The organism is Gulosibacter sp. GYB002, from assembly GCF_036577665.1.
Taxonomy (GTDB): domain Bacteria; phylum Actinomycetota; class Actinomycetes; order Actinomycetales; family Microbacteriaceae; genus Gulosibacter; species Gulosibacter hominis.
In genome coordinates, this window is sequence record NZ_JARBDD010000008.1 from 22906 (window position 1) to 49554 (window position 26649).

The 26649-nt window shown below is 62.2% G+C and carries 28 protein-coding genes, 1 tRNA gene and 1 other RNA gene; 5 read left to right on the forward strand and 25 right to left on the reverse strand.

The genetic code is table 11. The annotated features are described in order from the left end of the window. Nucleotides 1-40: 40 nt before the first annotated feature. Together aroQ and PV375_RS04545 are read right to left on the reverse strand one after the other, a co-directional pair. The gene (gene aroQ, locus PV375_RS04540; protein ID WP_332106325.1) at nt 41-502 is read right to left on the reverse strand and encodes a type II 3-dehydroquinate dehydratase; all 462 of its coding nucleotides are present in this window, start codon (nt 500-502) and stop codon (nt 41-43) included. A gap of 91 nt (nt 503-593) precedes the next feature. Beyond that, on the reverse strand, nt 594-2828 hold the full coding sequence (locus PV375_RS04545) for a hypothetical protein (RefSeq protein ID WP_332106326.1): 2235 nt from the start codon (nt 2826-2828) through the stop codon (nt 594-596). A gap of 190 nt (nt 2829-3018) precedes the next feature. Here PV375_RS04545 and ssrA point away from each other — a divergent pair. Then, nucleotides 3019-3389, forward strand: a transfer-messenger RNA (tmRNA) gene (gene ssrA / locus PV375_RS04550). Nucleotides 3390-4360: 971 nt separating this feature from the next. After that, nucleotides 4361-5164: an SDR family NAD(P)-dependent oxidoreductase gene (locus PV375_RS04555; RefSeq protein ID WP_332106327.1), complete on the forward strand. Its 804-nt coding sequence runs from the start codon at nt 4361-4363 to the stop codon at nt 5162-5164. Between the two features lie 92 nt (nt 5165-5256). Here the strand turns inward: PV375_RS04555 and PV375_RS04560 are convergent, their stop codons facing one another. The 14 genes from PV375_RS04560 to PV375_RS04625 form a co-directional block, all read right to left on the reverse strand. After that, entirely contained in the window at nt 5257-5652 is a 396-nt protein-coding gene (locus PV375_RS04560; RefSeq protein WP_332106328.1) for a thiol-disulfide oxidoreductase DCC family protein, read from the reverse strand. 9 nt (nt 5653-5661) lie between these two features. After that, complete coding sequence (gene smpB / locus PV375_RS04565) at nt 5662-6147, reverse strand: SsrA-binding protein SmpB (RefSeq protein WP_332106329.1); 486 nt, start codon at nt 6145-6147, stop codon at nt 5662-5664. A 10-nt stretch (nt 6148-6157) separates the two neighbouring features. Then, entirely contained in the window at nt 6158-7075 is a 918-nt protein-coding gene (gene ftsX / locus PV375_RS04570) for a permease-like cell division protein FtsX (protein ID WP_332106485.1), read from the reverse strand. Next, on the reverse strand, nt 7072-7983 hold the full coding sequence (gene ftsE, locus PV375_RS04575) for a cell division ATP-binding protein FtsE (RefSeq protein WP_332106330.1): 912 nt from the start codon (nt 7981-7983) through the stop codon (nt 7072-7074). The genes ftsX and ftsE overlap by 4 nt, the downstream gene beginning before the upstream one ends. A gap of 127 nt (nt 7984-8110) precedes the next feature. Beyond that, nucleotides 8111-8221 (reverse strand): methionine/alanine import family NSS transporter small subunit, encoded by a 111-nt coding sequence (locus PV375_RS04580; protein WP_201517167.1) that lies wholly within the window; start codon nt 8219-8221, stop codon nt 8111-8113. 13 nt (nt 8222-8234) lie between these two features. Continuing rightward, nucleotides 8235-9938: a sodium-dependent transporter gene (locus tag PV375_RS04585; RefSeq protein WP_332106331.1), complete on the reverse strand. Its 1704-nt coding sequence runs from the start codon at nt 9936-9938 to the stop codon at nt 8235-8237. Nucleotides 9939-10110: 172 nt separating this feature from the next. Next, nucleotides 10111-11232, reverse strand: coding sequence for a peptide chain release factor 2 (prfB, locus tag PV375_RS04590; protein WP_332106332.1), 1122 nt, complete (start codon nt 11230-11232; stop codon nt 10111-10113). A 70-nt stretch (nt 11233-11302) separates the two neighbouring features. Then, entirely contained in the window at nt 11303-11749 is a 447-nt protein-coding gene (locus PV375_RS04595; protein WP_332106333.1) for a hypothetical protein, read from the reverse strand. Further along, nucleotides 11750-12283: a pilus assembly protein gene (locus PV375_RS04600; RefSeq protein ID WP_332106334.1), complete on the reverse strand. Its 534-nt coding sequence runs from the start codon at nt 12281-12283 to the stop codon at nt 11750-11752. It lies immediately after the preceding gene. Beyond that, complete coding sequence (locus PV375_RS04605; RefSeq protein WP_332106335.1) at nt 12267-12599, reverse strand: TadE/TadG family type IV pilus assembly protein; 333 nt, start codon at nt 12597-12599, stop codon at nt 12267-12269. Before PV375_RS04605 ends, PV375_RS04600 begins: the two co-directional genes overlap by 17 nt. Nucleotides 12600-12750: 151 nt before the next feature. Beyond that, complete coding sequence (locus tag PV375_RS04610; RefSeq protein ID WP_332106498.1) at nt 12751-12993, reverse strand: hypothetical protein; 243 nt, start codon at nt 12991-12993, stop codon at nt 12751-12753. Nucleotides 12994-13020: 27 nt separating this feature from the next. Then, complete coding sequence (locus PV375_RS04615) at nt 13021-13968, reverse strand: type II secretion system F family protein (RefSeq protein ID WP_332106336.1); 948 nt, start codon at nt 13966-13968, stop codon at nt 13021-13023. Beyond that, on the reverse strand, nt 13956-14822 hold the full coding sequence (locus PV375_RS04620) for a type II secretion system F family protein (RefSeq protein ID WP_332106337.1): 867 nt from the start codon (nt 14820-14822) through the stop codon (nt 13956-13958). Before PV375_RS04620 ends, PV375_RS04615 begins: the two co-directional genes overlap by 13 nt. Continuing rightward, on the reverse strand, nt 14819-16132 hold the full coding sequence (locus tag PV375_RS04625; RefSeq protein WP_332106338.1) for a CpaF family protein: 1314 nt from the start codon (nt 16130-16132) through the stop codon (nt 14819-14821). The genes PV375_RS04620 and PV375_RS04625 overlap by 4 nt, the downstream gene beginning before the upstream one ends. A 229-nt stretch (nt 16133-16361) precedes the next feature. Here PV375_RS04625 and PV375_RS04630 point away from each other — a divergent pair. After that, a tRNA-Leu gene (locus PV375_RS04630) sits at nt 16362-16442 on the forward strand. 42 nt (nt 16443-16484) lie between these two features. Here PV375_RS04630 and rdgB read toward each other — a convergent pair. Genes rdgB through murI form a run of 3 tightly spaced genes read right to left on the reverse strand, consistent with a single transcriptional unit; the run spans nt 16485 to nt 18714 of the window. Continuing rightward, complete coding sequence (gene rdgB / locus PV375_RS04635) at nt 16485-17105, reverse strand: RdgB/HAM1 family non-canonical purine NTP pyrophosphatase (protein ID WP_332106339.1); 621 nt, start codon at nt 17103-17105, stop codon at nt 16485-16487. Further along, nucleotides 17102-17833, reverse strand: a complete 732-nt coding sequence (gene rph / locus PV375_RS04640) for a ribonuclease PH (RefSeq protein ID WP_201613672.1) — start codon at nt 17831-17833, stop codon at nt 17102-17104. The genes rdgB and rph overlap by 4 nt, the downstream gene beginning before the upstream one ends. Continuing rightward, entirely contained in the window at nt 17830-18714 is an 885-nt protein-coding gene (murI, locus tag PV375_RS04645; protein ID WP_332106340.1) for a glutamate racemase, read from the reverse strand. Before murI ends, rph begins: the two co-directional genes overlap by 4 nt. Before the next feature lie 69 nt (nt 18715-18783). Between murI and PV375_RS04650 the strand changes: the two genes are divergently transcribed. Further along, nucleotides 18784-20151: a nicotinate phosphoribosyltransferase gene (locus PV375_RS04650; RefSeq protein ID WP_332106341.1), complete on the forward strand. Its 1368-nt coding sequence runs from the start codon at nt 18784-18786 to the stop codon at nt 20149-20151. A gap of 68 nt (nt 20152-20219) precedes the next feature. Here the strand turns inward: PV375_RS04650 and PV375_RS04655 are convergent, their stop codons facing one another. The 4 genes from PV375_RS04655 to PV375_RS04670 all read right to left on the reverse strand — a co-directional run bounded on the left by PV375_RS04655 (nt 20220) and on the right by PV375_RS04670 (nt 24213). Then, the gene (locus tag PV375_RS04655; RefSeq protein WP_201517181.1) at nt 20220-20495 is read right to left on the reverse strand and encodes a DUF3039 domain-containing protein; all 276 of its coding nucleotides are present in this window, start codon (nt 20493-20495) and stop codon (nt 20220-20222) included. A 53-nt stretch (nt 20496-20548) separates the two neighbouring features. Continuing rightward, nucleotides 20549-22093: a hypothetical protein gene (locus PV375_RS04660; RefSeq protein WP_332106342.1), complete on the reverse strand. Its 1545-nt coding sequence runs from the start codon at nt 22091-22093 to the stop codon at nt 20549-20551. Continuing rightward, complete coding sequence (locus PV375_RS04665; RefSeq protein ID WP_332106343.1) at nt 22093-23283, reverse strand: ABC transporter ATP-binding protein; 1191 nt, start codon at nt 23281-23283, stop codon at nt 22093-22095. Before PV375_RS04665 ends, PV375_RS04660 begins: the two co-directional genes overlap by 1 nt. A gap of 111 nt (nt 23284-23394) precedes the next feature. Beyond that, nucleotides 23395-24213: a carbon-nitrogen hydrolase family protein gene (locus tag PV375_RS04670; RefSeq protein WP_332106344.1), complete on the reverse strand. Its 819-nt coding sequence runs from the start codon at nt 24211-24213 to the stop codon at nt 23395-23397. A 135-nt stretch (nt 24214-24348) separates the two neighbouring features. Here PV375_RS04670 and PV375_RS04675 point away from each other — a divergent pair, with 135 nt between their 5' ends. Further along, nucleotides 24349-24690, forward strand: a complete 342-nt coding sequence (locus tag PV375_RS04675) for a hypothetical protein (protein WP_332106345.1) — start codon at nt 24349-24351, stop codon at nt 24688-24690. A gap of 124 nt (nt 24691-24814) precedes the next feature. On the opposite strand, the gene PV375_RS04680 is transcribed toward PV375_RS04675, so the two are convergent. Together PV375_RS04680 and PV375_RS04685 are read right to left on the reverse strand one after the other, a co-directional pair. Beyond that, entirely contained in the window at nt 24815-25606 is a 792-nt protein-coding gene (locus tag PV375_RS04680; protein WP_332106346.1) for an ABC transporter ATP-binding protein, read from the reverse strand. Between the two features lie 3 nt (nt 25607-25609). Continuing rightward, nucleotides 25610-26563: an ABC transporter permease gene (locus tag PV375_RS04685; RefSeq protein WP_332106347.1), complete on the reverse strand. Its 954-nt coding sequence runs from the start codon at nt 26561-26563 to the stop codon at nt 25610-25612. Nucleotides 26564-26649: the final 86 nt, after the last annotated feature.

Below are 26649 nucleotides of genomic sequence, written 5' to 3' on the forward strand. Positions count from 1 at the left end.
GGGGCGCCGGCGTTTGTTTCAGTGTTACCGGCCCACCGACCTAAACCGCACGCGCGACGCGGCCGCAACGATCAGCAACCCACTCGAGCGCGAGTTCATAGCCGAGCGTGCCAGCACCGGCGATCACCGCATCCGCAACCCCCGACACAAACGAGTGGTGCCGAAACTCCTCGCGCTGATGAATGTTTGAAATATGCACCTCAACCGTGGGCAGTTCAGCAAACTCGAGCGCATCCCGAATTGCCACCGAAGTGTGCGTGTAGGCCGCCGGATTAATCACAATCGCAGCCATCGACTCGCGCGCTTGCTGAATCAACTCGACTAGCTCGCCCTCGTGATTCGACTGCGCAAACGTCAGCTGCAACCCCAGCAGCTCGGCGCGGCGTCGGCAACGGGCTTCAACATCCGCGAGCGTTTCGGCACCATAAATTTCGGGCTGCCGTTTACCGAGCGTATTGAGATTTGGTCCGTTCAGCACCAGCACGCGAGCGTTCTCAGTCATGCTTCGATGCTAGTCGCCGCTGCCCCGGTGGTGCGGTAACCGGGGCAGCGGCGACTGAATTATGGATGCTGGCGCTTGTGGATGCTGGCGGCTATTTGCCGTCGCCCACCGCGGCGGCAAGCTCACGCACCTTTTCTTGTTTCGCCTGGTAATAAGCCTCAATCGATGCCGGGGTGTCTCCCATCGAGGCCGGCGGGTTGTCGCCATCCTTCGCACGCCACGCGTTCACGAGCGCTTCCTCGGCCGCATACTGCGCACCGGATGCTTCCTTTAGCAGTTTTTCTTCATCCGGATACATCGGCTTACCAACCTCGGCAACCGGCTCGGTTTTGCGCAGATAGTCGGTGTAAGCCTTCGACTTTTTCGCAGCCTCGCGGAACGGCTCCACCGATTCGCTACACACCTGCGCAAAATCATCCGCGAAGCACTGCTTTTCAAACAGATCCGCGAGCGTGTTGTAGTAGTCGGTGTACATCGAGTCGATCACATCCGCATACTTGGTGCGGGTGTCCTTGTGGTACAGGTCACGACAGCCCTCAGGCGCGGTGCACTTCCACTCAACCGTGCCGTCATCCGATACGATCGAGCCGCCGTTTTCTACCGTGATGGTCTTCGGCAGATCCTTATCGCCGATATCGCGCAGCTTCTGGTTGGCGTCGAGATAGGGGCCGAGGTTGCCACATAGCGACTCCATCGAGGTGAGCAGCTTGTCGCTCTCGTCGAGGAACTCGGTGACCTTCGCGCGCTCCTTGCCGCTGAGATCAGCCGACTTTTTTTCGGCTTTCTTGTAAGCCTCGGATGCACGCGCACCCTCGTCCTTCGGCAGCTCGGGGGCCTTGGTGTCGACGAGCTTCTGGCGCGCATCCTTCGATGCCTGCACATCACCGCACACGGCTTCAAACTGCTTCTTTTGGTCGGCGCTCATAACAAAAATCGACTCGCGCTTGCCGCCGGCCACCTTGGCAAAATCTTCTGGACCGGATGCAGCCGCCAGCGCCTCTTCGCCCCACGACTGTTCGTAGGCCTTAACCTTTTCGTTGAACTCCTGTGCGAGTTCATCGCCACGCTGCTGGTTTTGCAGGTGCAGGTAAAGCGGCACGAGCACCGCCGCAGCGATCGCGAGCACCGCGATAATCGCGATCGTGACAATCAGTCCGGTGCGGCGTTTCTTCTTGCCGCCGCCTGCGGGCGTTGCCGTTGCGGCATCAGCCTGATGCGATTTTGATTTGCGGCGACGGCGCTTTTTGTCGCCCGGTTCGCTGTGGTGCGGTTCTTGTTCGTCGCCAGGATGCATCGGCACCGGCCCGGCGTTCTGGAACGGTGCCGGGGCGCCGCCCGCGAAGTACGGGGCCCGTTGGTAGTCGCCCTGCTGCCCGTATTGCTGGTTGTAAGGCTGCTGCTCTTGAGGTGTTTCGCCGTAGGGCTGCTGTGTGAACGCGGCCTGGGTGAACTCGGGCCCGTCCTGGTTTTCGGGCTGCGAGCTGTAGGGCTGGTTGTACTGGCCTGCGCCGCCATAAGTTTGGGCACCGTACGACTGCGCGCCATAAGTTTGGTGGCCGCCCGAGTGGATGCCGCCTGCTTGGGCGTCATTCGGGTGAGGACCGACCACCTGTTCGCCGCTGAACTCATCGCGCTGGAAGACCTCGGTGGGCTGGTCATTGGCGGATTTGTCTGCATCCTGCTGCTCGGATGCTGATGCAAATGCGTCGCTTCGAAACGCCTGCGTGTCGTAGGCGCGGGTAGCGTTTTCGTCGGATTCGCTGCCAAAGTTCACGACGGGATCCGCTGCCGCCTCGGGCTCGTCGGGAGTGTTGTGCTGCTCGTGTGTTTCCGGCTGAGCTGCTGCATCCTGCTGCTGCGCCTGTGCTGGAACGTCGCCGAACTGGACGTTCGGTTCTGGCTGGTCGCTCTGCTCGGCCTGGAGTGGCTGCTGGTCAGTGTGTTCGGACTGCTCAGGATGCACGGCCTCTTTGTCCTGCAGCTCTGGTTGTTCAGGCTGCTGTCCTTCTTCAGCCAGATCCGACTGCTGGGACGGTTCAACCGGGGCGTTATTTTCGCCCGCAGCTGCCGCATCCTCGCGACCCGCCGCAGCAAAGCCGGCACCAAAAGCACCCAGATCAGGTAGCGACGGCATCTGGCCAGATACTCCCTCGTTGCCGTTCGCGGCAGACTCGGGAGGCGTCACCACAGGATTATCAGCGGGCGAGCCAGTCGCAGCCTGGTCATCCTGCCACTGAACCGCACCCCAGGTCGAGCCGAGCTGCTCGGGTTGCTGCGGGTCATCGGGGCGACCACCGCCGCCATTAAAGCCATCGTTCGCACTCATGCTCTCAAGAGTAGTAGTTGTGCCGCTCTCGGCCATGTTCAGCGCAAAATCTCACTCGCCAAGATGACCCGCTGCACGCATCCAGGTTGACCATGATCTGTCGACACCGCACGCAAATCGCGCTACAATTGGGCAGTTCAGAGCAATCTGAACCACAACTCAATAGCGTTGATGCTGTCAGCGCAGCCGCGGGGATGATCGGTTTCGACATTGCTTGCGAAACTGCGTGAAGCGGGTCGAGGACGCGGGGTTATCTCGTTAACGCCCCTCGCAACCAATAAGTGCCAATAACAAGCGCACTGACTTCGCCCTCGCTGCCTAGAGCGCGAGCCCGAGTCCGTCAGCCTAGACTTTGCGTTCGGTCTAGTTCCTGGCGTCGTTGAGAACGCTTGCCGCGAAGCTGCGCCGCAGGGTTTCGTGGGACTTTAACTGTGACTGGGTTTGTCAGCCAGGCCGTTCGTCGCTAGGGCTGGAACCGAGTAACACGTCAGACGAACTGCACCCGGAGAAGCCGCAGGCTCACAGCGATGGACGGGGGTTCAATTCCCCCCATCTCCACGAACGGCCCCTTAGGTTGCCGACTTCCGCTTATTTATGCGGTTTTCGGTTTCCCAGGGGGCCGTGTTTTGTATCAAACGATGTATCATTTTCCCCGGTGTTTTGCCAGCCCAGAAGGCGTCGCATCCCAATGTGAGAATTGACACGCGCCACTGCCCCATGCCCGGCCAAGTCTCCGCTGTACCCTCCACTGCCCCGACCCTCCGGCCTCCACCGCCTCGGGCCCCGGCTTCCACCGCCTCGGGCTCCGGCCTTCATCCACGACACCAGCCTTACACCCCACTTCCACGGCAAGTGACCCTGTTAATGGCAAATGACCCTCCTACAGCAGGGTCATTTCGCAGTTAGAGGGTCATTTGCCGAGTGCAGGTGCTGGATGCAGGGGTGATGCCTCGAGCAGAGGTGGTGCTTGGTGCCGGAATCCCGCTCCTCAAACCTCAACTCCTCACCCAAAGTTCCCGTCCATGCTCCACCAGTCCCCAGCCGCCACACTCCGCCTCCACAGCAGGTGACCCTGCCCTTCACCCCGCCTTCACACCCCACTTCCACGGCAAGTGACCCTGTTAATGGCAAATGACCCTCCTACAGCAGGGTCATTTCGCAGTTAGGGGGTCACTTGGCGAGAGATGCGGGGATGCACGGGCACGGGGGCGCGGGCACGGGCGCGGGGGCGGGGATGCGCGGGCGGGCGCGGGGGCGGGGATGTGCGGGCGGGCGCGGGGATGCGCGGAGCGGGCACAGCCCGCAAACAGCGCCCGCGTTTTGACAAGGCCTGGGCCACGGTCTACACGGGCGCGGCACCCGGCCGCTGTTCCGCATCCCCGTGCGCCAGCAGCGCGCATCCAGACCGCGCGCGGCCCCGCGCAAACCATCCGAACTCGCCCGAAAGACCCAGCGACGGCACGAGAAAATATAGGTGGCGGCTGAACACCACAAATGCGACCGCCACCATCAAAGGAAGAAGGGCAGATCACATGTCACGCACCTACGTCATCACCGGTTCGGCCTCGGGTATTGGCGCCGCAACCGCACAGATCCTCCGTGACCGCGGCGAGAAGGTCATCGGAGTCGACCTCCAGAACGCTGATATCAACGCTGACCTTTCAACCGTCAAGGGTCGCCACGAAGCCGCAGCACAAGCCACCGAACTCGCCGGCGGCACCATCGATGCTGTGATCGCCTGCGCCGGCATCGCAGCACCGATCCCCAAGACCGTGTCGGTCAACTACTTCGGCGTCGTCGAATTCGTCGAAGCGCTGCTGCCCGCGCTCAAAACCTCGGCTGCACCGCGCGTCGCCGTCGTGTCATCGATGGCCTCGCTGCAGCAGAACGACCCCGACATGGTCGAAGCGATGCTCGCCGGCGACGAAGCGAAGGCCCTCGAAATCGCCGCAAGCCACGTCACCGACGACCCGATGACCGGCTACGTCTCGTACCCGTCGTCGAAGCGCGCACTCGCCCGCTGGGTGCGCCGCGTGTCGATCAGTGACGAATGGGCCGGCGCCGGCATCCCAGTCAATGCGGTCGCACCCGGCACCGTACTCACCCCGATGACCGAACAGCTGCTGTCAACCCCCGAGCAGACCGCCTTCGTCGACAGCCAGGTGCCCATGCCGCTCAACTACCACCAGTCGCCCGAGTCGGTTGCCTACGCCCTAATCTGGATGACCAGCGTCGAAAACACCCACATGGCTGGCCAGGTCGTCTACGTCGACGGCGGCGCTGAAGTAACGCTGCGCGGTGAAGACGTTTGGGCTTGGAACGACGCCAACCTCTAACCACCCAATAAGCGAAACACCGGTGCGGTGCGGCTCGGAAACGAGAGCGCATCCCACCGGCTTTCCCGGCTCGGTAGCCAAACGAATACCGGCTACTCAACAACCCGGCAATTGTCACCACAATCAGAGCCACCAAATAAACCACCGAACCGCAACCGCATCCGGTTCGCCGCCACCCACGCATAGCCGCGATCAGCCAGCCCACGCAACGGCGCCCACGAATACAGTCGCGATCCCCACCGCCAGCCGCACACCGCATCCAGCGCGCAAAGCACCGCCCCGGCGCCACCAACGAGCACACCCGAAGGGTGCCGCAACCACACGCGAGCCCGCGCCTGCGCCGCAGTCAGCTCATACGCATCCAGCACACCCGGCGTCTCGCTCGACACGCAGCGCACCCGGCCGCGCCGATCCATCCGTCGCAACCGGCGCACCATCGCCACACAGAACGGGCACCGGCCATCGTAAATGAGCACCGGCCCGGGCATCAGCGACGCCTACTCGCCCATGTAGCGGCGCGCCGACATCGCCCGCTGCGCCTCACGCTTATCTTGTTTTTCGCGCAGCGCCTGCCGCTTGTCGTACTCGCGCTTACCCTTCGCAACACCGATCTCGACCTTCGCGCGGCCGGCCTCATTGAAGTAGAGCTGCAGCGGCACAATCGTGTAACCACCCTCGCGGGTCTTCGCCGCAATCTTCGTGATCTCGTGTGCGTTGAGCAGCAGCTTCCGCCGGCGGCGGGTGGCGTGGTTGTTCCACGAGCCCTGAAAATACTCGGGAATGTGCACGTTTTCGAGCCACACCTCACCGCGGTCGACCATTGCGAATCCGTCGACGAGCGACGCACGCCCCTGCCGCAGGGCTTTCACTTCGGTGCCGTGCAGCACCATGCCGGCCTCGTAGGTGTCTTCAATCGTGTAGTCGTGGCGGGCCTTCCGGTTTGTGGCCACTACCAGGCGACCGTCCTTCTTTGCCTTCGCCATTCAACCAACTTTACACGCGCAGATAGCGTCGAATCGAGATGCTCGATGCCAGCGCGGCCAACCCAACACCCAGCACAATCAGTACGCCGCACACGATCACCGCATCCGGCCACACGTTCACCAGCTGCAGCGCCGGCATCCGCGGCGACAGATAGCCCTGCACAAAATAGTGCGTACCGGCCAGCACCGCGCCCGAAGCCAGCAGCGAACCGATCAGCCCAGAGAACACGCCCTCGAGAATGAACGGCGTTTGAATAAACCCATTGGATGCACCAACCAGGCGCATAATCCGCAGCTCACGACGTCGCGAAAACGCCGACAGTCGAATAGTTGTCGACACCAGCAGCACGGCCGCAACAAGCATCACGATCGCCACCGATAGCGCGGTAAACGAGGCCGCATTCAACACGGCAAAAATCGAGTCGAGGAATTGCCGCTGGTCGGTGACCGACTCAACACCCGGCATCCCCGTGATGGTCTGGATGATCACATCCGAATCTTGCGGGTCGACCAGGTTCACCCAGTAGGCCTCGTTAAGCTGCTCGGGATGCACGAACGACACCATCGGGTCATCAGCAAACTGCTCAACGAACCGGTCGTAGGCTTCTTGCTGCGACTCAAAATAGTACTGCTGCACATAGGGAGCCAGCGCTCCCCCGCTCAGCTCGACAGCCACCGCATCGATCTGTTCGGTGGTGGCTTTACCGGCCGCACAGTCGGGCGAGGCCGACACCTCGGTGCAAAAATCGATGGCCACCTGGGCGCGGTCGTACCAGTAGGTTTTCATCGACTGGATCTGCAGCTGGATGAGCCCTGCCGCACCCACGAAGGTGAGCGACACGAACGTCACCAGCACCACCGATATCACCATCGAAGTGTTGCGACGCAGCCCCTGCCACATCTCGTTCATGACAAAGCCGAACATCAGCGCGCCTCCTTTTCGTCGGCGGCTGCCCAGTCGTCAGCCTCTTCTTCGTGTTCTGGCAGTCGCGTTGTGGGAGAGTCGATATCGCCGGGGCGCGCGTCGTGCGGCTTGGCGCGCGCGGCGCTGTCTGTGCCGGCAACTCGTTCGGCCATGACCTCGGAGATAGTTGGGCGCGCCGGCGCGGTCTCGACCACCTCGGGTGATTCGGGCTCTTCGTAAAGCACGATCTCGGGGGTGTACACGCCGCCGGTCTCGTCGCGCACCAGGCGTCCCTCGAGCAGTTCAAGCACGCGCTGTTTGGCTTCGTCAACGATCGACACATCATGCGTGGCCATGATGACGGCGGTACCGTTACGGTTAATGCGGCGCAGCACGCGCATGATTTCGCGCGAGGTGGCCGGGTCGAGGTTACCGGTGGGCTCGTCGGCAAGCAGAATGGCAGGCTTGTTCACCACGGCCCGAGCGATAGCGACACGCTGCTGCTCACCACCCGACAGCTCGTGCGGGAAGCGGTTTTCTTTCCCGTCGAGGCCGACAGTTTCGAGCACTTCGTTAACGGCCTGCCGGATGTGACCGCGACGCTTGCCGATCACTTTCTGAGCGTAGGCAACGTTTTCGTACACGGTTTTGTTGGCCAGCAGCCGAAAGTCTTGGAACACCATGCCCACATTGCGGCGATAGAACGGGACTTTCCGCGACGAAATCTTGCGCAGATCTTGACCGAGCACGTGCACTGCACCCTCGGTGGGAAGATCTTCGAGCAGGATGTGGCGGAGCACGGTTGATTTACCTGAACCTGATGGACCGACGAGAAACACAAACTCGCCGCGGAGGATCTCGAATGTAACGTCATCGAGTGCCGGGGCGCTCGAGCCCCGGTAGACCTTGGATACCTGGTCGAATCTGATCATGGCCTTCCCCAACTTACGCCGGACTGGTCACGCACACCGCATGACTCGCGCAAGATTACGGGATGCATAAAAGAATCCGGCAGCGGCCCGCCGGAGTTGCGGAACCGCTGCCGGATTCAATAACGATTTAGTGTTCGCGGTCGGAGCTGCGCAGACGCAGGTTCACGATCGCCGCGACCAGCCCACCCCACACGGTGAGGATGGCAACCGACATCATGATGATGGCTTCTGCAGTCATGTTTCAGAACCTCCTAGTTCGTTTCGGTTTCGGTGGATGTGGGCTGACCGGCTGCGTGCTTGCCCGGCACGTGCCCCGGCGGCACCTTAGTGTCGTCGAAGCCGTCACCGTCCACATCATCGAGATCGAATTTGCCGGCAAACGCGTCGTCGAAATCGCGAGTGAGTTCGTCCTCACTCACACTGACGGCAACGTTGCGGTTCCACGGCAGCATCGCCAGCACGATGGCGAGCACCACGAGTGCGCCGGCCATGCCCCATCCGAGCACTCCGACAAGCTCAGCCGGGTAGCCGCTATAGACTTCGCCCATCTTGACGATGAAGTCATCAATGAGCACATAGGTGAGAATGAGCGGCACGATGGCGGCGGCAGCTACGATCCACCAAGCTCCCGCTCGCACCGACGAAACGCGGGTGAGGTGGTCGCTGAGCGTGCGCGCTTTACGCGCCAGCCACATAACGCCGACGACCGATACCAGCGCGGCGGCGAGGATGCCGTACTTGTTGACAAACTCGTCCATGATGTCGAGCGCATACAGGCCCGTGGTGGTTGGGAAAAGCAGCACCGAGATGATTGCCAGCGGCACCACCACGACGATGGTTGATACCGGGCGCGAAAGGTTGAGTTTGTCGCGCACGGCGGCCACGACCACTTCGACGATCGAGATGAGCGAGGTGAGCCCGGCAAACACGAGTGATCCGAAGAACAGCACGCCGATCAGCTGCCCCACTGGGGCTTCCGAGATGATGGTCGGGAACGCGACGAAGGCGAGCCCGATGCCGGCCTGTGCCACCTCATCCACCGCATTGTTCTGTGCCTGCGCCATGAATCCGAGCGCCGAGAACACGCCGATACCGGCGAGCAGTTCAAAGCCCGAGTTCGAGAAGGCGACGACCATACCCGAGCCGCTGAGGTCGCTGCGGTGCTTGAGGTATGAGGCGTAGGTGATCATGATGCCGAAGCCCACCGAAAGCGAGAAGAAGATCTGCCCCACGGCGGCGGCCCACACCTGCGGGCGACCAAGCGCACTCCAGTCGGGGGTGAACAGCGTGTTCAGGCCATCGGTAGCGCCCGGCAGCAGCAGCGCCTGCACCACCAGCGCGAGAAACATCACGAGCAGCAGTGGCATGAAGATCAGGTTGGCGCCAGCAATACCGCGTTTGACTCCCAGGATGATGATGACGAACACCGCGGCCCACACCAGCAGGTGCGGAACCAGCACGTTGGGAACAAAGTCGAGCCCGATTCCCGGTGTGTCGGCCAGCTGTAGGAAGGTGCTTTCGAAGAAGCCGCCGGCACCGTCGGGGTTTGTTTCCCATGCTTTAGTTGCCGAGAAGATCATGTACATGGCGGCCCAGGCAACAATCACTGCGTAGTAGATGGCGATGATGACGCACACCAGCACCTGCCACCAGCCGATGGTTTCAAGCCACCGCTGGATGCGCGCGAACGACAGCGGCGCCGAGCCGCGGTAGCGGTGGCCGATGGCGTAGTCGAATAGCAGCAGTGGAATACCTGTGACCAGTAGCGCCACCAGATAGGGGATGATGAAAGCGCCGCCGCCATTCTCATAGGCGGTGTATGGGAAACGCCAAATGTTGCCCAGACCCACCGCCGAGCCGATGGCCGCGAGGATGAAAAAATTTCGCGATGCGAAAAACTCGGTGCGCCCACCGGAACCGGTGCGTGGCCGAGCCGCCTGCTGCTCTGCAGTCATGTTGACTCCTGTGTCGTGCCAAAGCCACGAGATCACGGGAGGTTCCCGCTCGCGAGTCTGCCACTTCGAGCGGCCGACCCTGGTTCGTGGTAGGCACAGCGTAGCACTTCCTGAGCGTTTGCTGAACGTTTCTTGAATACCGAAGTGCTGTTTTGGAGCCCGCTATCGGCGACTATTCGGTGGCGTCTTCCTGTTGGCTCGTTTTGCGCCAGCGGATGCCGGCGTTAATGAAGTCGTCTATGTCGCCGTCAAACACCCGATCAGGGTTAGAAGTTTCGAAGCCTGAGCGCAGGTCTTTCACCATCTTGTAGGGCGCGAGCACATAGCTGCGCATCTGATCGCCCCAGGACGCGGTGATATTGCCCGCAAGTTCTTTCTTTTTCGCTTCTTCTTCTTCGCGTCGCTGCAGCAGCAGCCGCGATTGCAGCACACGCATCGCCGCGGCTCGGTTCTGGATCTGTGATTTTTCATTCTGGCAGCTCACCACGATGCCGGTGGGAAGGTGCGTGATGCGCACCGCCGAGTCGGTGGTGTTCACCGACTGGCCGCCGGGCCCGGATGAGCGATACACATCCACCCGGATGTCGTTGTCGGGAATTTCGATGTGCTCGGTCTGCTCGATGAGTGGCACCACTTCAACCGCCGCGAAGCTCGTCTCACGGCTGCCGGCCGAGTTGAACGGGCTCATCCGAACAAGTCGGTGCGTGCCGGCCTCAATCGACAGTGTGCCGAAGGCGTACGGGTGGTCGACCTCGATAGTTGCCGATTTCACTCCGGCCTGTTCGGCGTAGCTCGTGTCGAGCACATTGACGCGGTAATCGTGCTGTTCGGCCCAGCGGGTATACATGCGCAACAGCATCTCTGCGAAGTCGGCCGCATCCACACCACCAGCGCCCGCGCGGATCGTCATCACGGCCGGTCGGTCATCGAATTCGCCGTCGAGCAGGGTCTGCACTTCGAGATCGCCAATGAGTTTGGTGATGCTTTTCAGTTCGCGTTCGGCTTCAGCTGCAGTATCAGCGTCATTGGCTTCGTTGGCGAGCTCGACGAGCACCTCGAGATCGTCGAGGCGTTGCTCGGTTTGTTCCAGTCGTTTGAGATCGGCCTGGGCGTGCGAGAGCTTGCTCGTGACGAGCTGTGCGTTTTCGGGGTCGTCCCACAGATCGGGGGCGGCCGCCTGCTGTTCGAGCTCGGCGATCTGGCGTTCGAGCTCGGCGGGATCGAGCACATCGCGAATCTGCCCGAATGTGGTGCGCAGCTGACCGAGTTCGGCCGAAAAATCCAGGTTGATCATGATCGCTCCAGCCTACCGGTATCCTCTTTGGCGGCACCGGTACGCGCACTCAGAGCCGGGGTCGGTTCCACTAGCCACCGTCAACCCGGTCGAGCACGGCCCGCGAGGTCACCGTCACCTGCAGCTGCTGCTTCGGGGTGACGAACTGTCCAGTGAAAGGGTTCGTCCACTCGGTGCGGACAGTAACTGTCACCCGATCGCCGTCGATGCGCAAATCAGCGAGCTGGTATGCATCCCCGAAATGAGTGAGCTGTGCCTGGGCTGCTTGCCTCGCTGAGTGCGACACGAGGATGAGCTGTGGGGTCGCAGCTGCGGCGGCTGTCGGCGCCACTTCGGCGGTGCCACTGGCCGCGAGCGCGGCCGCATCCGCCACCGAGTAGAGCCGTTTGTTGGCGAGGTACAGATCGGCGGCGCTTGCCACGATGAGGGTGGCGACGAGCGCGATCAGCACGTACACCGCGGTGAGGGCGCTGATCGAGCCGCGTTCGGCGGCGAGTTTGTGGGTGCCCGGATGCATCTAGGGGCCCTCCGATGCTGGCAGATCGGACGCAGGCGGTTCGGTTCCGGACGGTGCCATTTGTCCCGTTACCCCTGCCGGCTGTGGCCCGGTGCTTGCCTGTGGATAGGTGGCGCTTGCTGCTACAGGGATGCCGAGCGCGCCCACTCCCCCGGGTAGGCCAGGTAGCGGTACCTGGATGCGTACTGTCACGGTGATCGATTGACCGGCGGTCATTGTCTCGGCCAGGCAGTTGGGGTTTGGGTGGCAGCGGGTTTCGATGGTGGCATCGGCGGGATCGATGCCGTGGTCGGTGAAGGCGTGGTGCAGATGCGCCTGTGCGAGTGATTCGTTGGCGGCGGCGTTGTCGCCGAGCACGCGCGCGCTGTTGCGGGCAGCGAGTTCGGTGGCCAGGGTTGCCTGTTCGAGTCCGAGCAGTGTGAGGGTGCCGTAGCTGATCGGCACGAGTAGCAGCACTCCCAGGCCGAGAAATTCGAGGGTTGCCGAACCGCGTTCGTCGCGCATCCGGGCCAACAAACTATTCCACCGGCGCATGTGCGCTCACCTCGATGCCGTTGGGGACCCCGACGAGCCCAAATAGAGGCAGTGGGCTTCGCACCGTAACGGTGACGATGTGGTCAGTGCGGCTGACCTTGATGTGGTCGGCGTACTGGTCACTGAGCGCCGCCTGGATGAGTTCGCTGGTGCGGATGCGGCCATCTGCATTGCTGGCGCCCGAAAGCCCCGCAGCACGGGCTCCTTCGGCAGCAGCATCGACGAGGGTGGTGCGCACATGCATCGCGAACGACACTTGTAACACAGCGAGCAGCAGCAGTGTGAGTAGTGCCGCAACGAGTGTCCATTCGGCCACTGCCGAGCCCCGATCTGTGCCGAACAAGCGGACGGCGCCAGGTGACCAAATTCGCAGTGCTATCGGCTGCTGCCCAATCAGGTCTTTTCGCCGAGTGCGCGCAGGCGCATGCCGAAGCACCGGACGCTGAGCATCCCGACCTTCGCGCGCGTTAAAAATTGCCGGTAACTCGCGACATGGCATCTTCAAACACCTGTGTGAGCAGAGGCCCGGCCAGGGTCCACAACACGATCACGAGCCCCGCCGACATGAGCGCCACCAGCACCCATCCGGGCACATCGCCCTGTTCGGCCATAAGTCGGCGGTGGATGCACTGGTACAGGCGTGCCTGCCAGCTGCGGCCAACGGGGTCGGCGCTCGATAGTGGTTCGGGTGTAGCGGGTGTGTGGTTCATCGGCTGTCCTTTCGAGTGGATGGCGCGTTAGAAGGTGGTGGTGATAACGAAATAGGAGGGGTAGATAGCGAAGAGCACTGTGACCGGCAAGACGAGCAGCACCAGCGGCACCATCATGGTGATTTCTTTACGACCGGCCTGTTCGAGCAGGGCGCGTTTGGCGAGCTCCCGCGCGTCCTGGGCTTGCGCGCGTAGCACCTCAACCAGCGGTGCGCCGCGTTCAAGCGCGGTGACAATGTGGTCGCAGCTGCGCTCCCATGGCCGGTAGCCGAGTTCTCGCGCCACCGTGGTGAGTGCCGTGGCGGTGCTTTCGCCCGATTGCACCCGCACCACCGCGCGGGAGATTTCGCCAGCGAGCTCGCCGCGGCCCGTGTGACTCACTCGCTGCATCGCCGCGAAAATGCCCTCGCCTGCAGAAAGCGACAGCGACAAAAATTCGAGCACCGTCGGATATTCGTCGGCAATGCGTCGCAGTCGCCGCGTGACGCTCACGCGCAGCACCAGGTCGCGACATGCTGCCCCGGCGGCCGCCAGCAATAATGGCAGCATGATCGCTGCCGGCAGGTTACGGATGCTTTGTTGCAGCAGTGCCGCAGCCAGCAGCCCGCCCAGTGCGAGTCCGATCACCGCGGCCGCCGCCTGCTCGGTGCGATAGCGTTCAATGCTCAAACCGCCACCGGCGCGGCGCAAACGGTGGGTGAGTTTGTGGTCGCTGCCGGTGATCGCGGCAATGGCACGCTTTGTGGTGTTCAACACGGGGCTGAACAGCCACCAAATAGCGGGCAGCGTCTCGAGCCGTTTGCGTGCCACATCGTGACGCGCGGTTTCGGAAACGTCCACCAGCTGGGGCGCGATGCGTTCAGCAAGCCGCGGCTTGGTCATAGCCGGCAGCATCGAGGCCAGCGTCCACAAGCCGATGCCGAGCATTGCGCCCAGCAGCAGTGCCAGGCCGAGCTCTTCCGTTAGGCGAACCACCGGCCCTCCTCCCGGAAACGGCCGATGCGGGTCATCAAGCGGTAGGTCAGCACCGTGACCGTGAGCCCGCTCAGAATGACAATGGCACCAACAGGTGTGTTGTAGGCGGCTGCAGCTTCGGGACGGCTGGCAAGCATGACCAGCACCAGCCACGGTGCCACCACAGCCAAGCGCGCGGCGTTCATCACCCACCCCTGTCGGGCTTCGGCTTCGTGACGCACCGCCTGCTCTTCTCGCAAAAACGTGCCGAGTGAACGCAACACCACAACCAGCTCGGTACCGCCAACTCGCCGAGCCATCCGCAGCGTTTCGAAGATGCGATCGGCGGTGGGATCTGCCAACCGGTCTTTGATCTCGTTCACGGCGTGATCGAATGACCCCGTGGCCCGATACGAACGCGAAAAATAGGCAAAATCATCCCGCAACAGTTCCGGGCCGACCTTCGCCAGCTGCGCGATCGATTCGCCGAGCCCAAGGCCCGACCGCACCGCCGCGATCAGGTGATCGATTGCATCCGGCCACACACCACGGTATGCGCGCCGACGCTGCCGCGCCCGCCGCTGAATGATCGCCACCGGAATCCAGCCACCGAACACGCCCGCCAATAGCGCCAGCATGGCAATACCGGTTGTGGCCAGCGCTGCGGCCGCGCAGACAATAGCGATAAGAGCGATCGCCACCATAAACGCCACCGGCGGCACCCGTTCGATACCCGCGCGCACGAGCACATCCTCGAAACGTTGCGTCAGTGAACGCGATGCCGCTGCCTCGCGCGTGGCGGGATAGCGCAGCGCAACCAGGATGAGCGCCACCCCCGCACCCATCAAAAGAGTGGGTACCAGTACCTCGTTCATGCTCGCACCCCGCTGTAGCCGTAGTTCATCGGCGCGAACGTGCCGCCCTCACCTAGCGAGGTGACCGAGTTGACACCGGCCGCAGCGTGCGAAACAGGGTCGCTTGTCGACTGGTCAAGTTGCGCGCGAGCTACCCGCCCCGGCCGCGGTGCCGGCGCGCCGGTGGCTGCAAGCTCACCACCACTGCGATCAAATAGCACCACCGCTTCGACCACACCGGCATGCACCGCACCGGTGGGTGCAATGATCTCGCGCACCCGACGCTTGCCCTGCGGCGTCATCTCGAGATGCACCACCAGGTCGATAGTGTTCGCGACGGTGGGCACCACAAAGGATGCGTCAATATTGCGGCCCGCCAAAAGTGGCAGCGTCGATAGCTTCACCAGTGCATCCCGGGCTGAGTTTGCGTGAATCGTGCACATCCCCGGCACGCCCGAGTTGAGCGCAATAATCAGCTCAAGTGCCTCGGCCTCACGCACCTCGCCAACCACGAGCCGATCCGGGCGCATCCGTAGCGCCTCTTTCACCAGGCGCCGCAGCGTAATCTCACCGGTTCCTTCAAGTGACGGCTGGCGGCACTGCAGCGCGACAACATCGCGCGCCACAACATCCAGCTCGAAGGTCTCTTCCACCGTGACGATGCGTTCGCGCGCCCCAACTGCCGCCAATAGCGCCGTCACCATAGTTGTTTTCCCGGTGTGGGTGGCACCCGACACCAGCACATTCGCACCGTCAACCACTGCTGACCGCAGCATCGCAGCCGCCTCGGGCGTGAGCGAACCTGCGTCGACCAGCGCGTTCAAATCACGCACGCGCCTGCCGAACTTCCGAATATTTATGGATGGATACCGGCGCGCAATCTCGGGAATGACTACGTGCAGCCGGGAACCATCCGGCAGGGATGCATCCACAAACGGACTCGAAACATCCACCCGCCGCCCGGTTGACTGCAGCATCCGGTCGATGAGGTCACGTAGCTCGTCAGCGGGAATCACCGTGGAGGTCAACTCTGCAACACCGTTGCGGGCAACAAACACCCGCGTTGGTGCGTTCACCCAGATTTCTTCGACGTCGGGGTCGTCGAGATAAGGCTGTAGCGCACCGTATCCGGTGATCTGTGCGAGCACCGCCTCAATAACTGCGTGTTCATCGCCAATAATCGGCCCGGTGTTCGCAAGCGTGTGCTCCACATAACCGCGCACCTGAGTGGTCACGAGCGCGCGAGCATCGGCGCCGCGTCCGAGTTCGATTCCTTCTCGACGCACGCGTTCGCGGACAAGCTGTGTAATTTCTGCAACGGCGGTGTTCACGGGCGCTATCTTGAACGAATTTTGCAACGAGCGCAGAAGTTATCCACAGGCCGATCCCGCAAGCCCCGCCAATCCGTTCGGGTACACCGCAAATGGTCAGCGACACCGCGATGGCGGTGTCCGCGAGCATTTGCGGTGTACCCGAGCAGAACAGAACGGGCACCAGTGAGGCTCGCTGTTCGTAAGTTCTGCCGCGACCCGCTAGACTGAACTGTCCCTTGAGGGATTCGCGGGCGTGGTGGAATTGGTAGACACGCAGGATTTAGGTTCCTGTGCCTTGCGCGTGGGGGTTCAAGTCCCCCCGCCCGCACACTCGGTTCTGGTAGCAGCGCACTACCAAAACGCCAGCGCACTACCCCGCAAGCACACTCCGTAGCTGCGCCGCGAGCGCCACAAACGCCCGGTTCCGGTGGCTCACAGCATTCTTTTCTTCGGCGCTGAGTTGGGCCGCCGCGCGCGTCTCTCCCTCGGGTAGGAAGATCGGGTCGTATCCGAACCCACCGGTTCCGTGGCGCTCGCGCAGCACTGATCCGGGCCATTCCCCGCGCACCGCGATCTCTTCCGTATTCGGCACCACGAGCGCAGCTGCGCACACAAACTTGGCGGCGCGCGCGCCGTCGGGGATATCGGCGAGCTGCCACAGCAGCAGGTCGACATTATCAGCATCGTCACGCCCCGGCCCCGACCAGCGTGCCGAGAGAATACCTGGGGATCCGCCCATCGCATCCACGCACAGTCCCGAATCGTCAGCGATTGCGGGCAGACCGGTGCGCTCTGCCGCATCCCGCGCTTTAATCAGCGCGTTTTCTTCAAATGTCAGCCCGTTTTCGACGGGGCCGGCGCCGGTGTCGCCGATCAATTCCAGCCCGAGCTCGTCGAGCACCGGGGCCAGGATGCGTCGCAGTTCGGCGAGCTTGTGGGCATTACGCGACGCGAACACAATCTGCCGCGGTCCGGCCACCTCGGCGCTCATCGGGCGAGCACTTCCTGCTGGATGCGCACGAGTTCTTTGTTGCCGTGCAGTGCCAGGTCGAGCAGCGCATCCAATTCGCCTCGATCGAATGGCACTCCCTCAGCGGTGCCCTGCACCTCAACGAATTTTCCGCTGCCAGTCATCACCACGTTCATATCGGTTTCGGCGCGCACATCCTCTTCGTAGGGCAAATCGAGCATGGGTGTCCCGTCGATGATGCCCACTGAGATCGCGGCAACCGTGTCGGTGAGCACCTCAGCTTTGCGGCCAATGAGTTTTTTGCGGCGCGCCCACTCGATCGAGTCGGCCAGAGCCACGAACGCGCCGGTGATGGCGGCAGTGCGGGTGCCACCATCGGCCTGCAGCACATCGCAGTCGACCACGATGGTGTTTTCGCCCAGCGCCTCGGTGTCGATCGCGGCGCGCAGCGAACGGCCGATCAGCCGTGAAATCTCGTGTGTGCGGCCACCGATTTTCCCCTTCACCGACTCGCGCTGGCTGCGTTCATTGGTGGCGCGCGGCAGCATGGCGTATTCGGCGGTCACCCAACCGCGGCCCTGTCCGGTGAGCCACTTGGGAACACCTGCGGTGAAGGATGCGGTGCACAGCACGCGGGTGCGGCCAAACGAGATCAACGCCGACCCTTCAGCCTGCTCGCTCCAGCCTCGTTCAATCGTGATTGGTCGCAGTTCGTTGGCGGCACGTCCGTCGGCACGCTTTTTGGTCATTGCGCAGTTTCCTCTCCATCGGTTTCGGTGACCGTAGCGGCGGCACCGTGCAGGTTCTCGGTCGGTTCCGGCAGTGTGATTGCGCCGGTGCGGAGTAATTCGACGTGTTCGACACTGGCACCCAAAAAGTGGTTTGCCAGGGTTCGGAAGGCGGCGGTGTTCGCTCCGGTGGCGCGATAGTTGTATTTCGGCACCGTACTCGTATCGTTTAACAGCCGGTGTTCGAGCAGTGATCGGTACACATCCTTTGCAGTTTCGACATCGCTCGACACGAGTTGCACCTCGGGCCCGAGCACATAGCCGAGCACACCCTTGAGATAGGGATAGTGAGTGCAGCCGAGCACGACGGTGTCGACTTGGGCATCCTGCAGCGGCGCGAGATATTCGGTGGCTACGCGCACCAGTTCATTTGAGGTGGTGTCGCCGCGCTCCACAAAATCGACAAAGGCTGGGCAGGCTTGCGCGCTCAGTTTCAGATCAACCGCGGCCGCGAACGCATCCTGATAGGCACCGGATGCGATGGTTGCCTCAGTGCCGATCACACCCACCCGACCCGAGCGGGTGGCGCGCACCGCCGCGCGCACGGCCGGTGCGATCACCTCGATCACGGGTATGTCGTAGCGTTCGCGGGCGTCGCGCAGCACCGCTGCCGAGGCGGTATTGCAGGCGATAACGAGCATTTTGGCGCCTTCATTGGCGAGCTCGTCGAGAATTTCGAGCGACCAGCGCCGCACATCGGCAATTGTTTTTGACCCATAAGGGGTGTGCAGGGTATCGCCCACATAGGTGATTGATTCGTGAGGCAGCTGCGCCCGGATCTCTCGGGCCACCGTCAATCCGCCGACGCCCGAGTCAAAAATTCCAATGGGTGCGCTACTCACAGCCGACCATCTTACGTCGCACGTCCGGTTATCGGCTGCTCGTTCGGCGACAAGCGCTAGAGTTTTGATATGTCGCAGGCTAATTCGCACACCTCCCCATCCGGCCCGGTTCCCGCATCCACCGCGCTGCTAACCGATCACTACGAACTCACCATGGTCGATGCCGCACTGCAGGATGGCACCGCTGATCGCGAGTGTGTGTTCGAGCTGTTTGCCCGCAAGCTCCCCAATGATCGCCGCTATGGCATTGTCGCGGGTGTGGGGCGGGCGCTTGAGCAGCTCGCGCACTTCCGGTTTGAGGATGCCGAACTCGAGTTTTTGCGCGAGCAGCGGGTGGTTTCGGATGCGACCCTCGACTGGCTAGCAAACTACCGGTTTTCGGGTTCGATTCGCGGCTACCGCGAGGGCGAGGTGTATTTCCCGCAATCGCCGCTGCTGGAGGTGCGTTCAACCTTCGCCGAGGGTGTGGTTCTCGAGACGCTGCTGCTGAGCATCTACAACTACGACTCGGCTGTGGCGTCGGCTGCTGCCCGCATGGTGGGTGCCGCTGATAGCCGCCCGCTTGCCGAGATGGGGTCGCGCCGCACGGGCGAGCGGTCAGCAGTTGCTGCTGCCCGAGCCGCCTATATTGCGGGTTTTGCCGCCACCTCGAACCTCGAGGCGGGCCGCAGCTACGGGGTTCCGACGATGGGCACCGCGGCCCACTCTTGGACGCTGCTACACGATAGTGAACGGGATGCGTTCGCTGCGCAGATCGCAGCGCTCGGCACCGACACCACCCTGCTGATCGACACCTATGATGTTGCGTCCGCGGTACGCACCGCGATCGAGGTGGCCGGCCCCGAACTGGGCGGTGTGCGACTCGATTCGGGTGACCTTCCGGTGCTAGTGCGCGAGGTGCGTGAACAGCTGGATGATCTGGGCGCAACCAGCACCAAGATCACTGTCACCAACGACCTGGATGAGTTCGCTATCGCAGCGCTGGCGGCCTCGCCGGTCGACTCGTATGGCGTGGGAACGAGCGTGGTCACGGGTTCGGGTGCGGTTGCCTCCGGCATGGTGTACAAGCTGGTTGCCCGCCGCGATGATGCCGGTGAGTGGGTGCCGGTTGCGAAGGCTTCGCCGGGCAAGCGCTCGATTGGCGGCATGAAATATGCGGTGCGGCGGCGCGATGAACGGGGCGTTGCCACCGGTGAACTGATTTCGGTCGGTGGGCTACCGGTTGGGGATGCGGACGATCGGCCACTGTTTGTTGACTTGGTCACCGACGGTGAAATTGCCACCGAATATACCGGCGCCGAGGGTGTGCAGGCCGCCCGCGAACACTGCGCTGCGGTATTGCGTGAGCTTCCCCGCACGGCCAGGCGTTTGGGTAAGGGTGATCCGGCGATTAACACCTATTTTGTGCATCCCGATGGCACGATGGAGCGCGACTAGGGCCGGTTTGCAAATAAGAAGTGGCGGCGTGGAAGTTGCTCCACGCCGCCACTTTGCAGCCAATAACGCTACTCGTCACGCATCATTTCGTAGATGCGTTTGCAATCGGGGCAGATTGGGAAGCGGTCGGGGTTAGCGTTTGGCTTCCATTTTTTGCCGCACAGTGCGCGCACGGCTTTGCCCGTAACCGCTGATTCAACGATTTTTTCTTTGCGGACGTAGTGCGCGAACTTATCGTGATCGCCATCGTCATACTGCTGATCTTCGAGCAGCTCCTCCAGTTCGCGATCGAGCACGGCAGTGCCGCCGGCGGGTGCATCAGTTTCGAGAGGGGCGTTTGTCATGGTGCCATTCTAGGCGTGACACACTCGGCCTGGCGGTGGGTTCGGATGCGCGGCTAGTTTTGTTGGGCAAAGTGCAGCAGCTGCACGGCCCGGCGCTCGTAGAGCTTGCCGCCGATCGCGACTCCACCCCACAGACATACCGTGCCGATACCGATTGCCAGCGCGGTCGCCAGGCCCACATATCCCCACGATGATTCGTTGATCGCGCGAATTGCCGTCAGAATCACCGGCAGGCACAGGGCGGCCTCGACGATACCGGCAACCGGATGCGCAAGAACGGCCGCGCCCCACGAACGAATCGGCTGGCTTAGCGGCGGGTCACCCGGTCGAGCCACGGCATATGGCACCACCACCGACATGATCGAAGATCCTCCGAGCGATACCAGCAGTAGCGCCAACGCAACCGCGCCCGTGGCAAACGCCTGTGGCCAGCCGTTGACGAACAGCCCCAAAAATGCCACGCCACCGATCACCGTCACAATGCCCATAATGAGCGATGGCAGTGCCCGACCGAAACGATCGGCGCTCCCCCGCATCCCCGAGGTGAAATGCAGCCACGATGCCGAAGAGTCGAATGCTAAATCGTTGTGGATGGCCCAGCCCAAAAGGAAGGTTGCTAGCGGCAGCGGTAGCAACGCCATCCAGCCGCGATCGGCGCCACCGATCAGCAGCGGAATAACGATCAACACCGGCAGGATGATCACGGTCACCATCACCGTCACGTAGCGGTGATCGCGCAGCCATGCCATCCCAATTCGCCACGCGATTGCCCGCGATGCGCCGCCGGCGGCCGTCCCCATGAGTCCGAACCGACTCGCGCCACCATCGGAGCGCGCAACCAGCAGTCGACGCCCGGTGCGAACACCGAATGCAAACAACACCACCAGCAACACCAGAAGCTGCACTGCTGCAACGGCGAGCGTGCGGGATGCAATTGCAGGGTCATCGAGCGAATTTGCGAGCATCGCGCCCGAAAGCGGCAACCACAGGGCGGTTTCGGCATAGGCCGCGTCGAATTGCGCGATCGCTGTTTGCCAGGGCAGTAATAGCAGCGTGTAGCCCGCGACCCCCACGGCCCCGGTGATGACATATCCCCCGATGGCTCGCGCCTCGCGTGCCACGCCATATTCCACGAGTCCGCGAGCGCTCACCCCGCCGGCGCGATCAATGAGCGCCAAGCACACGCCCACCAGCCCACCGGCCAGCAGTGTGCCCTCGTGCAGCGAACTCATAGCGGTCAAAAGCCCACCAAGCAGCCACACCACTCCACGTGGCGAGCACAGTGCAGCAATAAGTGCGCTGAACGCGGCGGCTGTCGGTCGCTGCCCGGCCTGTACCAGTGCCCGCTCATCGAGCGGGTCTTCGGCGTGGGCAAACATGCCCACCAAAAACGCGACTGTGCCGGTGAGCAGGCTCAAATTCGCCCGCCAGAAACGATTGGTTTCGGTGGGGCCGTCGAGCTGCCAGCTCAGCGCGACGAACGTGCACACCGCAACGATTACCAACGCGAGTGCGGCCAGCTGTCGGCCGCGCGCGGGCGCATCCCGTCGCAACGATTGCCGCAGGGATGTCCAGCTAAGTCGAACTACCGCACCCATTAGCCGAACGAAATTTCTAGCCAGTCGAGTCCGGTGCTCTGTTCAGGTCCCCGCACCAGGCTGCGGAATCGTTCTTCGAGCGTGATACCGTCACGAACCTCATCTACAGTGCCTTCGGCGAGCACCTCACCGCCGGCAATGACCACGACGTGATCACAGGTGCGCTGCACGAGGTCCATCGAGTGGCTCGACAGCAGCACAGTGCCGCCGCGGTCGGCGTAGTCGATCAGCACGTCGATGAGCACGCCGGCCGAAACCGGGTCGATTGTTTCAAACGGCTCGTCGAGCACCAGCAACTGCGGCGAATGGATGAGCGTGGCTGCCAGCGCGAGCTTTTTGCGCATCCCTGCCGAGTAGTCGGTCACCAACCGATTGGCGCTGGACCGCAACTCAAACTGGTCGATGAGCGCCTCGGTGCGCTCGAGTATTTGCGCGCGGTTGAGCCCGCGAATCGAGCCAACATAGGCGAGATATTGGGCACCGGTGAGGTGTTCAAACATGCGCAGGCGATCGGGCAGCACGCCGATACGACCGGCGGCTTCGCGGTGCGATTTCCACACGTCGACACCGGCAACCGTCACCGTGCCTTTCGATGGCGGCAATAGGCCCGAGATGATGTTGAGCAGGGTGGTTTTACCGGCACCGTTTGGGCCTACAAGGCCCGAGAATGATCCCTGCCGAACGCCGTAACTCACCTCACTGAGCGCTCGTTTCGCGCCGAACGACTTACTGACGTCGTTGATCTGCAGGATCGTGTCTCCGTAGTCGCGCTCGGCGGCCGCGGTTTGCATCGCCACCGGGGTCATAGTGGCGAGCCCCTCGGCGGTTTGCTTGCCCAGACGCAAATCGCGTGGCTGAGCGGAAGGCGCCTCAGCGCTGTTGTTCGGTTCGTTTTCCGCAGCCGCCGCGGTCACACCGAGCGAACCAGTTTCGCGGCGCGATTCGGCCTCGACGGATTCTACCTCGGCGGGTTCAACCCAGTTGACCACGGTCCACTCAGTTTCTTGCCCGACCGCATCAAACTCGGCTGTTTCAAGTGTTACTTCCTGGTTGGGTCGCGAGGTGCCTGCATCATCGCCCACAGTTATGGCCGCCACCAGGTTGAACGGGGCGCTACCAGCCGACGCGGCAGCCGCTTCGGCGGCACCGCGCGATATATCTTCGGCTGCGTTTTCGTTCTCAGTGGTCACCCAACCCAGGCTAGCAATAGACAGTAACTGAATGAGCACAGTCGGTTAACTGCACATCAGGATGCTCGACTATCGCGGGCGCAGGTTAGCTGGCCGTACTTGGGGGCTGTTTCACTTGGCGGTATCGAGTGCCGTGACCGCATATTTGCGCAGTCGCAGGGCCGGATTAGTCTGACGCACCTCGTCGATCTCATCGGGTTCGATCCACCCGACCGCAACGCCCTGCTCAACACCGACCTTGGCGGTCACCACACCCCTCGCGTCGATGATGCACGAGTGGCCAACTGCAACCGGTGGGGCGTGGTCGGCAGCCACCACCGCCACCGTATTTTCGATGGCGCGCGCCCGCAGCAGCGTCTGCCAGTGGTGTTCTTTCAACGGGCCACGCACCCACTCGGCCGGAATCACCAGCACCTGTGCCCCCGCATCTGCAAGCCGACGACTCACCTCTGGGAACCGCAGGTCGTAGCAGGTCTGCAAGCCAAACCGCATCCCGCCAATCTCAAAAGTAGCCGGTGCATCATGTGGGTCGCCCGCCTGCAGCCAGTCGCTCTCGGTGGTGCCAAAAGCGTCATACAGGTGCAGTTTGCGGCTCTTGGCGAGCATCCGGCCCTCACCCACCGCGACAACCGTGTTATACGGTTTTTCGGCTTCGGTAGTGCGCTCGAGCATGCCGGCCACAATCACGATTTCGAGATCGTTGGCGATTTCGGTGAGCGTGGTCACAAAACCGCCGTCATCGGGTTCAGCAACTTCCCTCATCCAAGCGCCAAGCTGCGCCGTGAACGCCTGCGAGTATTCGGGAAACACCACCACGCGCGCGCCCCGTTCGGCCGCCAACGCCGCATACGAACTCATCGTTTCGAGGTTCGCCTCGCGGTCGAGTGATGGGTTGAACTGGGCTACTGCCACGGCGATTGGGGAAAGCATGCCGCCATGCTACGGCCCACTTCCTCCGACACTCCAGAATGTTGTGCCCGGTTCAGTGGCATCGGGCCCGTGAACGGGGTAGTTTCGAAATAATTAGTGAGCAGCGAGCACACTACCAACCAAGGAGCAACCGAGATGCCAAAGTACGCGGTGATGATGCGATACGAGGTCGTATCGGCACTGATCGTTGACGCCGAATCTGAAGACGAAGCCGAGCAGATCGCGACCGATTTCGAAGCTGCTGTTCACGATGCCGCCAACGACGACGGCCCGGTAACCCTCGAGGCCCGCATCTGGGGCAACGGCGATGTCGATATCGAGGCCGCCGAAGACGAAGATGACGCCCAAGAGCGCATCGACTCGTGGATCGACACTATCGACTGGGATGAAGACGACGACTACGACGACTACGACGAAGACGAGGATGATGACGATTACGACGACTTCGACGAGGATGACGAAGACGACGAAGACTAGTCGGATGCGTGCGGGCCACTAATGCACTCGCGCGCAAAACTCCCGGTGGCCGCCACACTCGTTTGAGTGGGCGGCCACCGGCGTTTTTGCCTGCGGTGCGGTGCACCTAAGAGGGCAGAGACTCTTACGCGAGCATGGTCTTGTCGTCGACCACCGCGCCCTTGATTGAGGCAAAGCGTTCGAGCAGATCATCGACGGTGGTCTTGGCTTTTTGCTCTTCATCGACCTCGTAGATGATCTGCCCCTCGTGCATCATGATCAGCCGGTTACCGAGTTCAAGCGCCTGCGACATATTGTGCGTGACCATGAGCGTCGTGAGCTTCTCACTCTCGACCACCTTGCGGGTGAGCTTGGTCACATGCTCGGCACGGGCAGGGTCGAGCGCTGCAGTGTGCTCATCCAACAACAGAATCGACGGCTGCGTGAACCCGGCCATGAGCAGCGACAGGGCCTGCCGCTGACCACCCGACAGTAATCCGACTTTGCTGGTCAGTCGGTCTTCAAGGCCGAGGTCGAGCTGAGCGAGCTCTTCACGAAACCGTTCCCGACGCACGTGGTTAACGCCTAGCGCCAGCCCACGAGACTTGCCACGCAAGAGCGCCAGCGACAGGTTCTGTTCAATGGTGAGATCGGGTGCGGTTCCGGCCATCGGGTCTTGGAACACTCGACCGATGTATTTTGCACGGCGATAGTCTGGCATCCGGCGCACCGATTTACCGTCGATGAGAATATCGCCGCTGTCCATCGACAACCGGCCCGAAACTGCGTTGAGCAGGGTCGACTTGCCAGCACCGTTCGAGCCAATAACCGTCACGAAATCGCCGTCTTCGAGATGGAGGCTGAGGTTCCGCAGGGCTCGCTTCTCGTTAACCGTGCCGGGGAAGAAGGTTTTTGAAATCGATTGCACGTTCAGCATGTCCTAGGCCTCCTTTGTGGCGGGTTCGGTAGCTGTAACAGCGTCGGGTTTGGCGGTTCTACCACCGGATGTGAACACCGATCGCAGCTGCTTACCGATGCCAAACCTCGGCATCAATAGGGCGAGAACCACAATGATTGCGCTCACGAGCTTGGTGTCGTTGGGGTTCAGTCCCGACTGCAGAGCCAGGAAGATGATGAAGCGATAGAGGACCGCGCCAACGATCACACCGAGCGTGGCCTGCCACACCCAGCGGCTGCCCACGACCACCTGGCCGAGGATGACCGAGGCGAGACCGATGAGAATCAGACCGACACCGGCCTGGATATCGGCGAAGCCATTGTACTGGGCCACGAGCGCGCCACCGACGGCGACGATGCCGTTTGAAAGCGCCAGACCAAGAATTTTGGTGTGGTAGGTGTTAACGCCAAATGCGCGAATCATCTGTTCGTTATTACCGGTTGCGCGCAGCGACAGACCGAGATCGGTTGCCAAGAACCAGTCGATCAACAGCTTCACCACGATCACGCCGGCAAGCAAAATGGGGATGCTCATCCAGGTGCCGAGGATGCCTGCTTCCCGCAGCGGGGTGAACATACTTTCGCTGCGCAACAGACCGAGGTTGGCGGTACCGGGCGAACCGGTTGCCAAGCCCATGATCCGCAGGTTGACCGACCACAGCGCGATCATGGTGAGAATACCGGCAAGCAGGCCGTCGATACCGCCGTAGGTGTGAAGTAGCCCGGTGATAGTCCCGGCGAGCATCCCGGCAATGAAGGCCGCTGCGGTGGCGAGAATCGGGTTGACTTCGAGAGTGACGAGCATCCCGGCAACAGCGGCACCGGTTGTGAAGCTGCCGTCTACCGTGAGGTCGGGGAAGTTCAGCACTCGGAAGGTGAGGTACACCCCGAGTGCAACGATGGCGTAGATGATGCCGAGTTCTAGCGCACCAATCATGTTGCTCGTTAGTCCTTTCGCATACTGGCCGGGCCGAATTCCGGCCCGGCCAGTACTGAGCGGGGTCGCAAGCGGTCCCGACGGGG

Bases quoted from the DNA above. Each gene is read 5' to 3' on its own strand.
- aroQ (WP_332106325.1), bottom strand. From the start codon at position 502: ATGACTGAGAACGCTCGCGTGCTGGTGCTGAACGGACCAAATCTCAAT.
- PV375_RS04545 (WP_332106326.1), bottom strand. From the start codon at position 2,828: ATGAGTGCGAACGATGGCTTTAATGGCGGCGGTGGTCGCCCCGATGAC.
- PV375_RS04555 (WP_332106327.1), top strand. From the start codon at position 4,361: ATGTCACGCACCTACGTCATCACCGGTTCGGCCTCGGGTATTGGCGCC.
- PV375_RS04560 (WP_332106328.1), bottom strand. From the start codon at position 5,652: ATGCCCGGGCCGGTGCTCATTTACGATGGCCGGTGCCCGTTCTGTGTG.
- smpB (WP_332106329.1), bottom strand. From the start codon at position 6,147: ATGGCGAAGGCAAAGAAGGACGGTCGCCTGGTAGTGGCCACAAACCGG.
- ftsE (WP_332106330.1), bottom strand. From the start codon at position 7,983: ATGATCAGATTCGACCAGGTATCCAAGGTCTACCGGGGCTCGAGCGCC.
- PV375_RS04580 (WP_201517167.1), bottom strand. From the start codon at position 8,221: ATGACTGCAGAAGCCATCATCATGATGTCGGTTGCCATCCTCACCGTG.
- PV375_RS04585 (WP_332106331.1), bottom strand. From the start codon at position 9,938: ATGACTGCAGAGCAGCAGGCGGCTCGGCCACGCACCGGTTCCGGTGGG.
- prfB (WP_332106332.1), bottom strand. From the start codon at position 11,232: ATGATCAACCTGGATTTTTCGGCCGAACTCGGTCAGCTGCGCACCACA.
- PV375_RS04595 (WP_332106333.1), bottom strand. From the start codon at position 11,749: ATGCATCCGGGCACCCACAAACTCGCCGCCGAACGCGGCTCGATCAGC.
- PV375_RS04600 (WP_332106334.1), bottom strand. From the start codon at position 12,283: ATGCGCCGGTGGAATAGTTTGTTGGCCCGGATGCGCGACGAACGCGGT.
- PV375_RS04610 (WP_332106498.1), bottom strand. From the start codon at position 12,993: ATGAACCACACACCCGCTACACCCGAACCACTATCGAGCGCCGACCCC.
- PV375_RS04620 (WP_332106337.1), bottom strand. From the start codon at position 14,822: ATGAACGAGGTACTGGTACCCACTCTTTTGATGGGTGCGGGGGTGGCG.
- rdgB (WP_332106339.1), bottom strand. From the start codon at position 17,105: ATGAGCGCCGAGGTGGCCGGACCGCGGCAGATTGTGTTCGCGTCGCGT.
- rph (WP_201613672.1), bottom strand. From the start codon at position 17,833: ATGACCAAAAAGCGTGCCGACGGACGTGCCGCCAACGAACTGCGACCA.
- PV375_RS04650 (WP_332106341.1), top strand. From the start codon at position 18,784: ATGTCGCAGGCTAATTCGCACACCTCCCCATCCGGCCCGGTTCCCGCA.
- PV375_RS04655 (WP_201517181.1), bottom strand. From the start codon at position 20,495: ATGACAAACGCCCCTCTCGAAACTGATGCACCCGCCGGCGGCACTGCC.
- PV375_RS04660 (WP_332106342.1), bottom strand. From the start codon at position 22,093: ATGGGTGCGGTAGTTCGACTTAGCTGGACATCCCTGCGGCAATCGTTG.
- PV375_RS04670 (WP_332106344.1), bottom strand. From the start codon at position 24,213: ATGCTTTCCCCAATCGCCGTGGCAGTAGCCCAGTTCAACCCATCACTC.
- PV375_RS04675 (WP_332106345.1), top strand. From the start codon at position 24,349: ATGCCAAAGTACGCGGTGATGATGCGATACGAGGTCGTATCGGCACTG.
- PV375_RS04680 (WP_332106346.1), bottom strand. From the start codon at position 25,606: ATGCTGAACGTGCAATCGATTTCAAAAACCTTCTTCCCCGGCACGGTT.
- PV375_RS04685 (WP_332106347.1), bottom strand. From the start codon at position 26,563: ATGATTGGTGCGCTAGAACTCGGCATCATCTACGCCATCGTTGCACTC.